Source organism: Alteromonas macleodii ATCC 27126 (assembly GCF_000172635.2).
Classification (GTDB): Bacteria; Pseudomonadota; Gammaproteobacteria; order Enterobacterales; family Alteromonadaceae; genus Alteromonas; species Alteromonas macleodii.
The window spans coordinates 237308-252282 of sequence record NC_018632.1 but is presented as its reverse complement, the minus strand read 5'-3'; the positions used below and the strand labels follow the sequence as shown (position 1 = coordinate 252282).

At 46.7% G+C, this 14975-nt stretch carries 10 protein-coding genes; 3 read left to right on the top strand and 7 right to left on the bottom strand.

Annotation, left to right across the window (positions count from 1 at the left end; translation table 11 throughout):
- Positions 1 to 3: 3 nt before the first annotated feature.
- Positions 4 to 3123 (bottom strand): beta-galactosidase, encoded by a 3120-nt coding sequence (locus MASE_RS01105; RefSeq protein WP_014947921.1) that lies wholly within the window; start codon positions 3121 to 3123, stop codon positions 4 to 6.
- 104 nt (positions 3124 to 3227) lie between these two features.
- Here MASE_RS01105 and MASE_RS01100 point away from each other — a divergent pair, with 104 nt between their 5' ends.
- Positions 3228 to 4082 (top strand): AraC family transcriptional regulator, encoded by an 855-nt coding sequence (locus MASE_RS01100; protein ID WP_014947920.1) that lies wholly within the window; start codon positions 3228 to 3230, stop codon positions 4080 to 4082.
- Here the strand turns inward: MASE_RS01100 and pmbA are convergent.
- Positions 4079 to 5410, bottom strand: a complete 1332-nt coding sequence (gene pmbA / locus MASE_RS01095) for a metalloprotease PmbA (protein WP_014947919.1) — start codon at positions 5408 to 5410, stop codon at positions 4079 to 4081. The two genes, MASE_RS01100 and pmbA, sit on opposite strands and share 4 nt — an antisense overlap.
- A 72-nt stretch (positions 5411 to 5482) precedes the next feature.
- Here pmbA and yjgA point away from each other — a divergent pair, with 72 nt between their 5' ends.
- Positions 5483 to 6040 carry a ribosome biogenesis factor YjgA gene (yjgA, locus tag MASE_RS01090; RefSeq protein WP_014947918.1) on the top strand — a complete coding sequence of 186 codons (558 nt, stop codon included), beginning with the start codon at positions 5483 to 5485 and terminating at the stop codon, positions 6038 to 6040.
- A 61-nt stretch (positions 6041 to 6101) separates the two neighbouring features.
- Positions 6102 to 6530, top strand: coding sequence for a hypothetical protein (locus MASE_RS01085; protein WP_014947917.1), 429 nt, complete (start codon positions 6102 to 6104; stop codon positions 6528 to 6530).
- Between the two features lie 87 nt (positions 6531 to 6617).
- Here the strand turns inward: MASE_RS01085 and tldD are convergent, their stop codons facing one another.
- Genes tldD through MASE_RS01060 form a run of 5 tightly spaced genes read right to left on the bottom strand, consistent with a single transcriptional unit; the run spans position 6618 to position 14939 of the window.
- Positions 6618 to 8060: a metalloprotease TldD gene (gene tldD / locus MASE_RS01080; RefSeq protein WP_014947916.1), complete on the bottom strand. Its 1443-nt coding sequence runs from the start codon at positions 8058 to 8060 to the stop codon at positions 6618 to 6620.
- Positions 8053 to 8871 (bottom strand): carbon-nitrogen hydrolase family protein, encoded by an 819-nt coding sequence (locus tag MASE_RS01075; protein WP_014947915.1) that lies wholly within the window; start codon positions 8869 to 8871, stop codon positions 8053 to 8055. The genes tldD and MASE_RS01075 overlap by 8 nt, the downstream gene beginning before the upstream one ends.
- Complete coding sequence (locus MASE_RS01070; RefSeq protein ID WP_014947914.1) at positions 8864 to 12859, bottom strand: YhdP family protein; 3996 nt, start codon at positions 12857 to 12859, stop codon at positions 8864 to 8866. Before MASE_RS01070 ends, MASE_RS01075 begins: the two co-directional genes overlap by 8 nt.
- Before the next feature lie 26 nt (positions 12860 to 12885).
- Positions 12886 to 14352, bottom strand: a complete 1467-nt coding sequence (gene rng, locus MASE_RS01065; RefSeq protein WP_014947913.1) for a ribonuclease G — start codon at positions 14350 to 14352, stop codon at positions 12886 to 12888.
- Positions 14349 to 14939 (bottom strand): Maf family protein, encoded by a 591-nt coding sequence (locus MASE_RS01060; protein ID WP_014947912.1) that lies wholly within the window; start codon positions 14937 to 14939, stop codon positions 14349 to 14351. The genes rng and MASE_RS01060 overlap by 4 nt, the downstream gene beginning before the upstream one ends.
- Positions 14940 to 14975: the final 36 nt, after the last annotated feature.

Below are 14975 nucleotides of genomic sequence, written 5' to 3'. Positions count from 1 at the left end.
GGATTAGCTGTCAGCGGCGCTAAAGCAAACTGAGTAGCGGTATTGCTTCTCTTCCAACAAGAATGCTTTATGTGTACTTGGGCTCCATGAATCATCGCCGCCTACGCCCATGTGGGCATGATCTATGTACACAAACACACAATCTTGAGGTGTTAAATCACAGGTGTGTTTTGCCTCGTCTAGCTGTGCTTGCCCATATTCGCTCACGTTAAAATAGAACTGTCCAATTGCTTTTAAGCTGCTAACTTCAAGTTGATTACAGCCACAGCGCAAGCCATTGTCCGTTGGAAATATGTAGCGCGTTTGCATCTCTTCTATAGGTAAGGTGTAGTGACCATATCGCGCTGCCGCTTTTCTGTCAGGGTAGTTCTCAAATGGCCCTAGTCCCTGCCAGGTAATCGACGTTGGCTTATCGGCTACAGGTACCGCCGTTTGCATACCAATACGCGGCATAGGCGGTAAACCGTCATCCAAAAGCACTTCAACATCTACCGATAGCTTGGCCTGTACATTTATGGTGTAAACCCACTTGGTTGCCGCTACCAGCTTTTCTGAATGGTGATAATCAAATAACGATGTTATACGCACATCTTGCGCACCCTGCTCAACGTTTACACCCGTGCAAGTGCGTGTCCACTTGCCAATTCCAGCACGACGCCAGCGAGACTCCCACGCATTTGGGTCTGGATTATCAACTTCGCTTACCCCAATGTCGTTATCTAGCGGCGCTCTGAAGAAGTTATCTTCTAGCGGCGCGGCAAGTGTTTCCTCCGCGCCTTGAAGCCACGAGGTTAATAGCCCGCTCTCACTATTAAAGCTAAATACGTTATTTTGCGCATGTACCAGCAACATCCCATCCTGAGCTTCAATTAATAGCTCACTAGTGCCGCTTGTTGTTTCGTTATCCTTAAGAGAAAACGAAACTATTCCACACTTGTTGACTAGCGCTAACTGGGCGGTGTCCATAACATGCCCTGCTTTAGCCCACGAGCAGTCATTCGCTAGTACCACATCAATATTTAAGTGGTAGTCAGCGCCTGCTTTAAACGTAATATCTGGGCTAAGACTGAGCGTTTGTGCTTGTTGTGGCGCTATGTCGATTTCGCATTCGCCCTTCGCCTCAGCAATCGGTTGTCCATTTTCTAGCACTTGCCAACGTAACAACTCATTGTCTGTGCGTCTAAATAAGTAATCGCTGCTTACTGTAAGCTCAAACTTGTTGTCTTTCTCAACCAACGAAAAGCTTAAGTGCTGCTGACAATATTTAGCTTCTAATAAGTGCGGATGTGGCGTTCTGTCTGGAAATAACAGACCGTTTATACAGAATTGTCTGTCGTTTTCAGTATCGCCGAAGTCGCCGCCGTAAGCCCAGTAAGCTTCGCCGCTATTAGTGTGTTTTACTAATCCTTGATCAACCCAGTCCCAAATAAAGCCACCTTGAAGGCGAGGATAAGCCTTAAACGCTTTCCAGTATTCATCAAAGCTACCCAAGCTATTACCCATAGCATGCGCATATTCGCATAGAATAACGGGGCGGTTTTCCCCCGGCATCGACAACCATTTTTTAATGGCCCACTTAGGCACTGCATCGTCTTTAATGTCGGTATCAACCCGTGCGTACATTGGCGCAATAATGTCGGTAGCCGAAGTATCAGCGCCGCCGCCTTCGTACTGTACAGGGCGCGATGGGTCAAATGACTTTGCCCAGCCATACAATGCATCGTGGGTAGGGCCGTGACCAGACTCATTCCCCAACGACCAAATAATGATGCTGGGGTGGTTTTTGTCTCGCTCGACCATTTGCGTAAAGCGCGCCATGTAAGCGCCGGCCCAGAGCGGGTCGCGAGAAAGCCTTCCCATTGGGAACATACCGTGGGTTTCGATGTTAGCTTCATCCACCACATAAAGCCCGTATTCATCACAAAGCTCATACCAACGAGGGTGATTTGGATAATGAGCGGTACGTACGGCATTGAAGTTGTTTTGCTTTAACAACTTAATGTCTTCAAGCATGTCATCTTCATTGATTGCATGCCCTTTTTTTTGATGGTGTTCGTGACGGTTAACCCCACGAATTAGCACGGCTTTACCATTTACCAGTAACTGGCCGTTTTTCATTTCAATGTTTCTAAAGCCAACGTTATAGGCCTCAACATCAACGGCATTGCCATTCTCATCAATAAGCGAGACTACGATGCGGTACAGATTCGGTGTTTCAGCAGTCCAGTGTTTAGGTTCATTCACATGAAGCGTTTGAAAAACTACATCATCCCAACCGCCCTTTTCATCAATACGCTTATTGTTAGTGCCGGTAATGACTTGCTCGGTAACAGCGTTATCGCCATCAAAAAGCTGAATACCCACTTTGTAAGTAGAAGGCGCATTGATGGCGGTACGTACAGTTACTGTTGCGTCGCGATAGCATGCGTCAAGGCTTGGCGTAACAAACACGTCTTGAATGTGGTGCTGAGGTTTGGTGACAAGATTTACGTCGCGGAAGATACCGCTAAGCCACCACATGTCCTGATCTTCTAAGTAGCTGCCGTCTGACCATCGGATAACCATTACCGCTAGTCGATTTTCACCTTCGACTAAGTAGCCAGACAAATCGAATTCAGCCGGTAGTCGACTGTCTTGGGAATAGCCCACATACTCGCCGTTGCACCACAAGTGAAACGCGCTATTTACCCCTTCAAAGACGATATGATTGCGCTGTTTTAACTCATCCTTGGTAACGTTGAATGTCGTACGGTAGCAACCCGTTGGATTCTCGCTGGGTACCACTGGAGGGTTCACCGCAAAGGGATATTTAACGTTACAGTAAATCGGTTTGTCGTGACCTTGCAGCTGCCAGTTAGAAGGCACCGCAATAGGCTGCCAATTAGCAGACTCGTCATCACTTAGTGTTTTAGAAAGCAGGCTTTCAGGTACGTTTGCTGGAGCTTCAAATAAACGGAAATCCCACTGACCGTTTAAACTACGCTTTTGCGCATTGGTATTTTGCAATGCGTCTTTTAGCGTTTTATATCCGTGATGTGGACTGTGGGCATTGATGCGATTTCTCTGAAATACAACTGGGTTTTGCCAATCGTTTTGAGCCACTACTTGCGCAACATTAAGCATGTCATATCCTTTACTTTTTCGTTAAGCGCAATATAGCTAACTTTCATTAAATCCTTTATGCTCTAATCTTTCATATATTTATCCAAAACTATCATTCCACATTTATGCAACTTAGCTTTAGAGATATTGTAGACATAGGCCCTAAGTGCTTTGAACGCTTTATTGATAGTAGTAACGCGCCTGAAATCAGCGACCTGGAGATTGAACTAGCAGGATGCTCTAACTTATCAGGTGACTATACGGTAGGTCGCGTTTCGCCTCCTAACCACACCTTGTTTTACAGCATTCATGGACAAGGAAAATTTCGTGTCCCGTCAGGCGAGATGCAATTGGATGAAGGACAGCTAATTATTTTACCCGCTGGGCAAAGTTTTGAAGTCACAATAGTCAGTGAGCAATGGGATATAATTTGGGTAAACTTGGCAGACTCCGAACGCTGGAAATCATTCAGTAAAAGTGAGGCTGTGGTGTTAGATAATGCCAAGCTAGAGGGTCTACATCACGCTATGGAGCTGCTTTACTTAGAGCGCGATGTGGACAGTCGAGGGGCGGCAATGCAGCTCGTGTCTAGATACCTGTATCGTATTATTGATGCGCCTTTGAGTGACGTACATACTCACGATGAGAAAGAACGACGCCAGGTAAGCAGACTACACAGCCTCTTTTCAGCGGTTGAAAAACAGCTTCAGTTTGATTGGGATATGGAGAGCTTAAGTGAGAAAGCGCATTATTCTGCCCCTCACCTTCATAGGCTGTGCTTACAAGTGTTTGGGCGCAGCCCCAAACAGCACGTTATCCATTTGCGTATGACACGAGCCAAAAGCTTATTACTAAGCACGCAGTGGCCCGTATCTTATATCGCCAGTTATGTAGGCTACGCAAATGTATTTACGTTCTCGAAACGCTTTAAGAAGTCCACCGGGCTGTCTCCTTCAGCGTTTCGAGAACGCGTAAACTAGCTGCCTGCTATCTTCATTTGGTCAATAAGCACCGAACCGGTCTGTACACTGCCGCGTACATCTTTTTCAGCGCCAATTGCCACAATGCCTTTAAACATATCTTTCAGATTGCCAGCAATAGTTACCTCGTGAACTGGGTATTGGATGATGCCATTTTCAACCCAGTATCCCGCTGCGCCGCGCGAGTAATCGCCCGTCACACCGTTAACGCCCTGCCCCATCAGTTCGGTTACGAACAAACCTGTGCCCATTTCTTTAAGCAGGTCGGCGTCGCTGTGACCCGTATCACCTACTAGCCAGTTATGAATACCACCGGCGTGGCCATTCGAGCGGGTGTTTAGCTTACGCGACGAGTAAGTGGTATAAAGATATGTAGCCAATTTACCCGCATCGACAATGGTCATGTCTGAACATGCCACACCTTCGTTATCGAAGCTTGAGCTTGCCAGACCGCCTTTAATAAACGGACGCTCTTCAATATTAAGCCACTCTGGGAAAACTTGTTTACCCAAGCTATCTAACAAGAAACTAGAACGACGGTAAAGGCTACCACCGCTAATAGCTCCGACATAATGACCAAACAAGCTAGATGCGATGTCACGGTGTAAAAGCACAGGCACGTTTGCGGTGTTGATCTTACGAGCCCCCAAACGGTCTACAGTAGCTTTAGCGGCATCAATACCCACTGCACTTGCTGATTGCAGCAAAGACGCTTTACGACTTACTGTGTAAGCGTAATCGCGCTGCATATCGTTATCTTGTGCGCCAATAACCATACAGCTTAGTGAATAACGGCTGCTAGGATAACCTGCATTGATACCGTGCGTGTTGCCGTAAACGCGCATACCTAGATTTGCGTTATACGACGCGCCATCTGAATTTGTAATGCGCGAGTCGTAATTCATTGCCGCCGTTTCGGCTTCAATAGCAGTTTTAATGGCCTTTTCAGTATCTAATTCTTCAGGGTGATACAGGTCTAAATCAGGGAACTCGGTAGCAATAAGGTCGGCATCGGCCAAACCTGTACAAGGATCTTCACTGGTATAGCGAGCAATATCGACGGCTTTTTCTACCGCGAGTGTTAGCGCCGCTATGCTCAGATCAGCGGTAGACGCACTCCCCTTTCGCTTGCCTACGTATACGCTTATACCTAAGCCGCCGTCATTGGTAAATTCAACGTTTTCAACTTCTTGCATACGTGAAGAAACGGCGATGCCCTGCACTTTAGACATGCTGGCTTCGGCTTGTGTTGCGCCTTTAGAAAGGGCTAATTTCAGTACATCATCTACGACATTTTGAATGTCGGCTAACTGCTGCTCAATTTGCATAGTAAGTTTCGCTGTCTTAATTCGACTGTGATAGTTACAATTTAGCTAAAGTGTAACACTAATGAGTTTGAAATGAGTGATCAGAAATACAATTCTCCTGAAGATCCTTACTTCGAAGATGCGCAAGCAGATGAGTTCGAAGAGGAAGAATTAATCAGTAAAACTGAGCTGAAGCGTCAAGCTAAAGAACTTCACAAGCTAGGTGAAACCTTGGTTAACCTGACCGATGCTCACATAGCGACGATCCCTATGGATGAAGAGCTTGCTGACGCCGTAGCTATTGCCCGCAAAGTGAATAAGAAAAAAGACGGTTACCGCCGTCAGCTTCAGTTTATCGGCAAAGCTTTACGTCAAAGAGATACCGCCCCTATTGAAGAGGCGTTGGCTAAAATTACACATCAGCATCAGGCGAGCAATGCGGCCTTTCATGCACTAGAAAAAGCCCGTGAAGCCGTGATTGAACAGGGCGACCCCGCTATTCAAAAGCTGATTGAAGCGCATCCTGAACTGGACCGCCAAAAGCTGCGCCAATTTCATCGCCAAGTTAAAAAAGAGCGTGAAAAAAATGCGCCGCCTAAAGCATTCAGAGAGCTGTTTCAGTATTTGAAAGACGTTATTCATGAGGATTAACGGTCTGCAATTAAAGTAATCTCAACATCACAGTTTCGGTCACCAGCCAAAGGGGGATAGTGTGAAAATATTTTCCAACCCTAACGCAACACTGAAAAGCAAGTACGGCCAGTACCAAATTGCTGTGCTTGGTAGCATTGTTGGCGTGTCAGCTGAAGGTATTGCCGATGGTTCAGCCATTGAACGCTATGCGCGGGATATGATGGATGTGATTAACAGTTTTGGTGGGAATCACTGGGCATTTTTAGGTTTTTTGCATGGTTCTGCCCTTCTCACTAAAGCAGGTGAGACAGAACTGCAGCGTTCAATAGAGTGGCGTGCGAAGCACGGAATGGCGCTTGGCGCGCTAGTTATCGGCGATACCACGGTGCAGCCCATTGTAAGAGCGCAATTTCAGAGAATTTACGACAATGCAGGCCTTGAGCTAGGTATTTTTACCAACGAAGAAGATGCTATTGAGTGGTTGAATGGAAAAGGATTTGAAAGTTAGCCACGACCTATACCAGTTTGCATACAAAAAAGGTTGGTGCCTAGGCCCAACCTTCTTTAATTTTCCAGTTTACGGGTTTGAGCTGAATTAAGCCGTACCACCCACCGTCAACTCATCAATTTTAAGCGTAGGCTGACCTACACCCACCGGCACGCTTTGACCGTCTTTACCACATACACCCACGCCTTTATCTAGGGCAGTGTCGTTGCCAATCATTGAGATTTTTTGCATAACCTCTGGACCGTTACCAATTAAGGTAGCCCCTTTCACCGGTGCGGTAATTTTACCGTTTTCAATTAAGTAGGCTTCCGCGCTAGAAAATACAAATTTGCCAGACGTAATGTCTACCTGTCCGCCAGCAAAGTTCGGCGCGTAAATACCTTTGTCGATAGACGCGATAATTTCCTGCGGATCGTGTTGGCCTTCCAACATATAAGTATTCGTCATGCGGGGCATAGGCAAGTGCGCATAGGATTCACGACGACCGTTACCGGTAGGCGTAACGCCCATAAGCTTGGCGTTGTGTTTATCCTGCATATAACCTTTCAAGATACCATCTTCAATAAGCACGTTGTGCGCTGTTGGTGTGCCTTCATCGTCTACCGACAATGAGCCACGACGGTCGTTTAATGTGCCATCGTCAACAACCGTCACGCCTTTTGCTGCAACGCGCTGACCAATACGGCCACTAAATGTTGATGCACCCTTACGGTTAAAGTCGCCTTCAAGACCGTGCCCTACCGCTTCGTGAAGTAATACACCGGGCCAACCGTTACCTAATACTACAGGCATAGCGCCTGCCGGCGATGCCACAGCCTGCATGTTAACCCGCGCCATGTGAAGGGCATCTTCTGCCAACGTCTCGTAATACGGTTTGCCGTTTTCGTCTTGTTTAAAGAACGAGTAGGCATAACGACCACCAGCTCCAGCTGAACCACGTTCACGTCTATCGCCTTGTTCTAGCAATACCGAGCAGTTCAAGCGCACCAGCGGACGAATATCAGTGGCTAAAGTACCGTCACTGCCAGCAACTAAAATTTCTTCATACACACCGCTTAAGCTCACCACTACCTGATTGGCAGACGGCTCTTGTTTGCGGATATAGGCATCTACTGCTTTTAAAAGCGAAATTTTTTCAGCGTCTTGCATCGCAAGAATAGGGTTATTTTCGCTGTATCGCGCTTGCACTGGTTTTTGTCCAAGCGAAGCAACTTGTTGTGAACCGCCGCTTGGCGCAATGCCGCGAGCCGCTTTACACGCTTTGGTCAACGCTTCTTCGCTTATTTCATCTGAATAAGCGAACCCTGTTTTCTCACCGCTAATTGCACGCACGCCTACGCCGCGCTCTATGTTATAGCTGCCTTCTTTAATAATGCCGTCTTCCAACACCCAGCTTTCGTGCTGGCTTGACTGAAAATATAAATCGGCATAGTCGGTATCGTGACGATGAATAGTCGCTAAAGCACGCTCTAGCTTAGAGATATCTAGCCCTGAGTCAGATAATAAATGACGCTCAACAGATTTAGACAAAGTGACTCCTGAATCGGTTATGTTCGGCAACCGGCATATTCTGTTTAATGGTTTCTCTTTCTGCAATATCTACTTTTGCCGAAACTAACCCTACGTCGGTTTTGCGTTCGGCAAGGGTCTCCCCCCAAGGCGACAGTACAAGACTGTGACCGTATGTTTCACGACCATTTGCATGCACGCCACTTTGATTTGCAGCTACCACAAAGCACTGCTTTTCAATGGCTCTGGCTTGCAACAACGCATGCCAATGCGCTTCTCCGGTGCGCTGGGTAAAGGCCGCTGGCAACACCAAAATATCGATATCGCCCATTGCAGTAAATAACCCTGGAAAGCGTACATCATAGCACACCGCAAGACCAATGTTGCCTATTGGCGTTTCAACAGTAACCACCTTGCTGCCCGCTTCGGTTGTCGCCGATTCACGATAACTGCCCGTGTTGTCGTTAACTGATACATCGAACATGTGAATTTTGCGGTAGTCTGCTAACACATCGCCATTGGGGCCAAACAGCATGCAGGCTGCGGAAAACTTCTCTGGGCTATTGGTTTTCACTGGAAACGTACCCGAAACCAGATAGCACTGGTATTGTGCAGCAAGCGCTGACAAACGTCGCTGAATCTCACCTTCGCCCTTTGTTTCTGCCACAGCAAGTTGGCCTTTGTCTTTACCGCCGAAATAAGCAAAACACTCTGGAAGCACAACTAAACTGTCTTTCTCAATCTTTGCCGATGCCATTTCGTTTGCAACGGTGTCGAGATTTTCTTCCACGCTTGGCGCAGATGTCATTTGTAATGCAACTAAATTAACCATCGATCACCTCCATTTTAAGCCTGCGTACGTCATCTTCCGTTAATGGCCTGTCTTGCGGGTTGGCCGGTACAGGCGCATTTTGCGCAGGTAAGCTGATGTCTTTGCTGTTGCGCTCAACTTCGTCGAACTTAGGATCTTTTATGGTACCTGTAACGCGATAGTTCACATTTGAAATGACTTTCGCAGAGGTTAGCACCTGATCTATGGCAAGAGCAGCGAGTGCAGTAGGCGGCGTAGCCAAGAAATACACTAAAAACGGTAAGTTCCCAGTTACGTTCGGTGCGAACGATACGTTGTAATTTAATCCACCGGTATTGAGATCGGTGAAGCCCGTGATCTCTATTTCACCAGCGCCGCCGTCAATTTCAGTATCGTCGGTATACGCTTTGCCATCAACAATACTTAACGTGCCGCCCATATCGTCGTAGAAAAACCCCTTAGCAAAAACGTCTCGAAAATCGAGGCTGAGCTTCCGCACTAACGAGTTCAAGCTAAACAGGGTAAAGATACGTGACCCCTTATCACTCAACTCAGTTAGATACCCATCTGAGAGCGACCACTCAACATTACCGTTTAGCTGTTCAAACCCGAAATCCATCGGCGCATTTGGCCAGTTGATATCAAACGCCACATTTGCGCTAGAATCTTTTATACCTGATTCAACACCGTACTCTTTTAGCATCTGCCCAACGTCGGGAGACGTTAATGTTCCGTTTAACGCGCTTTGAATCTCGCCTCCCATGTGCTTCCAATAACCCGTTGCGGTAACGTTAGTTTCATCAGATTTCACTAGAAGCTGGCGAATGGCTAAACCATTCTCTTCCTTCGCGATGTCTAAGGTAATTTCACCTAAATCGATGCCGTGCACGCCACAGGACTGACAATAAAAATAAATGGGCGGTAGCGTATTTGGGTCAATATTGTAGGGCGACTCGCCTTCCTCACTTGGCATAGCACTATTCGTAGCTAACTCAACGCCGCTCTCTGAACCGGTTTTTGTCGCCCCCCCGGCTTGAGCAGGCTTCTCTAGTGATAAATAGTCGGCATTTATCTCAATGCCCTGCTCGTCTAAATCACTATTAATACGAATAGTGGCTCTTGCCTGAGGCGACGCTAAGTCTAGGATCCAATCTTTATTGCGTCCTGTTGCACTGAGCTGCGCATCTTTAATACTGTGGCCAGCAAAATTTAGTTTGTCGGCTTTGGCGAATATCCGCGAGGGAGTACCAAACAAGTTCGCTTTTTTGCTTTCGTTTGATTGGATACTCGATTGAGCATTTGTTCTTGCAACGGCGGTGCTGGTGTCTTTCCCTTTACCGGAAAGTAACATATTTATAGTGGTAAACCATTCTTGCACATCAGCTTGAGCTAGATTCGCACTGATACTAAAACCTGTACCAATGTTGGCTATATCGCTTTCGCCAAGTGCCAAGTGCGCACGTGAAAACTGCATTTCTTTGTGCGGTAGTACGCCATCAAAACGAATATTATCACCAAGTGACGCCTCCACATTTGATGCTTTGCCATCGCCTTTACTGGTAATAAGCAGCGGTAAACTGCTGCCCGCTGGCGTATCGAAGGGAGCAGGCAATACACTTTGTGTCGCCGTTAAATCTGCAGTTAAATTGGCAGTATAGTTAAACCCACTGTTTGAAAGCGACAGTTGAACTGTAGTGTTCCAATCACTTTCGCCGTCGATATATTCGGTGAGGTCTGTATTCACATAGTTAGCCAGCGGGTGTACATGCCATCGCCCACCTAACTCTACATTTAGGTCGTATGTGTCGCCCTGTCTACCGGATAGCGACAAGTTCACCGGCTGTTTAAGAAACTGCGCCTGAAGCCCACTTGCGTCTATATCGCCATTAACAAATGACACCTCTCCCGATGCCTTATCAAATAGCATATTTGTGGTCGCAACAAAAACGGGGTTATTCGACAAGTGCGCCGTTCCCGATGCCACCACATCTTTGCCTTTAAACGGGATATCAAGCTTTATATCGGCAGATAGAGGCCCGCCAATTTGCACGTCTTCGTTAAGTACTTTGCCTAAAGATTTTTTGAGGGACGAATCCATCATTAACGCGGTTAGCGCGTCGCCAGTGCCAGTACCATTGGCATAAATAATCAGGCGAGCATCTGGACTAAAGCTTGGAATGGCAGCCGACATATCACTGATTTTCATACCAGCAAGCGTCGCACTAGGGCTCTCCATCACTAATGCATTATTCACAAAATACAAAGATAGGTCTAAGTTATTAAGTGCCGGCCAGTCTGGAGCAAAAAGAAAATCCCCCTGCTCAATATCGACATACGCCTGAAAAATGCCCGTGTTGTCGTCAAACGGGAAGTCACTCGTGCGACCGTGCCACAGCACGCGCGCATTTGCGATCTCACCTTCTCCTGTAAACGCACGAGTAAGGTATTTATCGGTATTAGCCCCCATTAAAGAAGGGGGAAATAAACTGCTCACCTCATTTAGCGCCAATGGGCTTACATCCACATAAAGTGACATAAACCCTGTCGACGTATTCAGTTTAAACTGCGGGTGAAGAGTAACGGCATCACTATCAAGCAGCATATCGCTGCCTTTTACTACCCACTGCTTGTCTTCGCTATCTATCTGCTCTGGGTAAATATAAAACTGAGATTTAAACAGGTTTATATTGACGTCTTTCTTAATTACGCCGTTGGCACTTAGTAAGCTATCCGCACTCTCTAAGTAGATAGCGCCATTATTTTTATACCAGAAAAAGTCTGCATCTAGCGACGAAAGACCTGGTACCTTATCTGTTTTGTCCCACTGCAAATCTAGCACTTTAGCCGCTAAAGAAGGCTGGCCGTTGTGCCATTGAACCTGCAACGTGGCCAACTCGCCTTTTGGATTAAGCCCGCGTATTTCCTCTTCACTGGTATCATCCATGAAAAGCGGTAACAGCAGCAGAAAGGGGTTAACTTGCACTGGCTTTACGGTGTTTATCAGCGCATCACCATTTGCACTTATACTGCCAATTAGGTCTGTTGTAAGGGTCTCGTTGCTCGAATTAAGCACCAATTGATCCACTCGGACATTCCAGCCTCCCTGTCTGTTCTCATCGTTAGGCAACGCCTGAAGACTACCTCCGCTGATACCTGTTACCGTTTTCGCGCGGCCACTGCCCCACTCTAAAAGGCTTTCACTAAGCTCGGCTTGTACGCTAGTGACTTCACTTTGAGAAAAGTTAGTCCATACTTCAAAGTTTGCGCGGCTTTGCGCTAGTGGGCGCTTGGTTTTGATGAGATCGCTTACCCACGGAGAAATATCGAGCTCTTCTGCTTTGGCGTAAAACACGCCGTCAAAGTCTTCCCGCGTGCCCGTGATATCAATGATAAACGACGCCGAGTTAGCCGCTAAATCTGCAACCTTAAGCTGACCTAAACCTTGGTGTCGCTCTTCATGGTTGTTCCACGATAAACTTTCAATATCAAATGAATTGGTTTCATTAAGGTGAGTGACAGATACCACCCCGTCTTCTAACGAGAAGCTTTGAAGCTGCTCTAAAAACAGACGCTCTAGTGCATTTACTACAGGGAAGTTATTCTTATCGCCTCCAGAAAGGCGATCGGCGTCAATATCAAGCTTAAGACCACGCAGCTCGAAACGGGTAGATGAGATAAGTTGGTGGCGTAGCGATTCCCAAAAATCTAGCTCGACGTAGATTTGCCTGATATCCAATGCAACAGGGGAAGCATCGTTTTTAGCCAACGACACCGAATTGAGCACAATACTTGGACCATTGCGCTGCCAAACAGCATGCACACTTTGGATGGATAGATTTACGCCATACTGCTCATTAATATAATTTTCCAACAGGTGTTTGTTGTGCTCAATATGCGGCAGAGCATAGCGTGCAGCGCTTAAAACAAGCGCGAAAAGTACAAGCAATACGGCGAGTAGCAGCCAAAACTTCTTAAGTAGATAAGCGGCTACCGACGAAAAATTTGTCACATTTTGCCTTTGTATACGTTAATGCATTACATCATGACGACGTCGTACTTATCCTGATTGTACAATGTTTCTGTTTGAACCTTGATTTGTTTAGACACAAATACTTCCAGTTCTGCCAGCATATGAGACTCTTCGCCCATTAAGGCTTCCGCCACTTTTGGTGAAGCGTAAACCACAAACTTGTCTGCGTCGTAGGCGCGATTCACCCGTACAATTTCACGCATAATTTCAAAACAAATGGTTTCAATGGTTTTTACCGTGCCTCGCCCTTTACACACCGGGCATTCTCCGCACAATATATGCTCAATGCTTTCACGGGTGCGTTTACGGGTCATTTCAATTAGCCCTAGCGCAGTAAAACCGTGAATATTTATCTTGGCTCTGTCCTTGTTCGTCGCCACCTCTAGTGAGTGTAAGACACGTCGTTTGTGGTCTGGTTCAATCATATCGATGAAGTCGATAAGGATCATCCCACCCAAGTTGCGCAATCTTAACTGACGGGCAATTGCCTGCGTCGCCTCAATATTGGTGTTAAAAATTGTTTCTTCTAAGTTCCGGTGGCCAACAAAAGCGCCCGTATTAATGTCGATTGTGGTCATCGCTTCGGTCTGATCAATGATCAAGTAGCCGCCAGATTTTAAATCGACACGGCGTTCCAAGGCTCGCTGCGCCTCATTTTCCACATCGTATAAATCAAAAATAGGTCTATCACCCGGGTAGTATTCGAGCTTGCCGTTCATTTCAGGCACGTACTCTTTGGTGAACTGGTGAAGTTCATTGAATGATAGTTTCGAGTCGATTCGAATTCTGTCGAGCTCTGTACCAACAAAGTCGCGTAGCACTCGTCGTGCTAGCGGTAAGTCTTCGTAAAGCACGTTCGACTTACGCTTTTTCATACGCGACTGAATTTTATCCCACAGCCTTCGCAAAAATGCTGCGTCGGACTGCAGTTCGTTTTTGCCCACGCCTTCAGCCGCAGTACGCAGAATGAAGCCACCGTTTTCATCACAAAACTCTTGCACCAGCGACTTTAAGCGCTCTCTTTCTGCTTCTTCTTCAATGCGTTGAGATACGCCTACGTGAGTTACCGAAGGCATAAATACAAGATAACGGCTGGGGATAGTAATGTCTGTGGTAAGGCGTGCGCCTTTGGTACCGATAGGATCTTTCACTACCTGAACCACAATATCTTGACCGTCTCGCACCAACTCGCGAATGTCTTGCTTTTGAATATGGCTTGCCGAGACTTCTTCAGCAATTTCATTGTGAATGACAATGTCAGATGCATGTAAGAAGGCGGCCTTTTCTAAACCGATATCAACAAATGCTGCCTGCATTCCCGGTAATACACGGCTAACTTTACCGCGATAGATATTGCCAACCAAACCGCGTTTGGTATGACGCTCTACGTGAATTTCTTGCAGTATTCCGTTTTCAATAAGCGCCACCCGTGACTCTGACGGGGTAACGTTAATAAGCAGTTCAGCACTCACGACACAACTCCAAATGCATTAAGTAATTGGCGGGTTTCGTACAGTGGTAGGCCTATTACGGCACTTGCACTGCCGTTAATGGAAACTACAAACTCACCACCAATACCTTGAATAGCGTAACTCCCTGCTTTGTCGGCAGGTTCTCCTGTTTCCCAGTATGCGTCAATTTGCTCATCCGTCAATGCTGCAAAAGTCACAGATGTGGTAATTACTTGAGTCTGTTGCTGAGCGTTATCAAGCACACAAATAGCGGTAAGAACGTCATGAGTTTTACCAGAAAGCATAGTGAGTATGCGCTTAGAATCTGCTTTATCTTCTGGCTTGCCAACACTTTGTCCGTTAAACGATATTAGGGTGTCGCTGGCCAGAATAACCTTGTCGTCGGTCATTGCCTGCAGCTCCTCAAGGTATGCTTTCACCGCTTGGGCTTTTTCACTGGCTAGCCTTGCGACAAGCTCCATCGGTGGCTCGTTGTCACGGGGCGACTCGTCAATATCGGCAGGCTGTATTGTATGGGCTATGTTCATTTGCTTGAGCAAAGCGGTGCGTCGTGGAGAGGCTGACGCTAACACTACCGATTTTGTCATTGGCTTACCTTTGGTTTAATCGAGAACGTGTTCGGG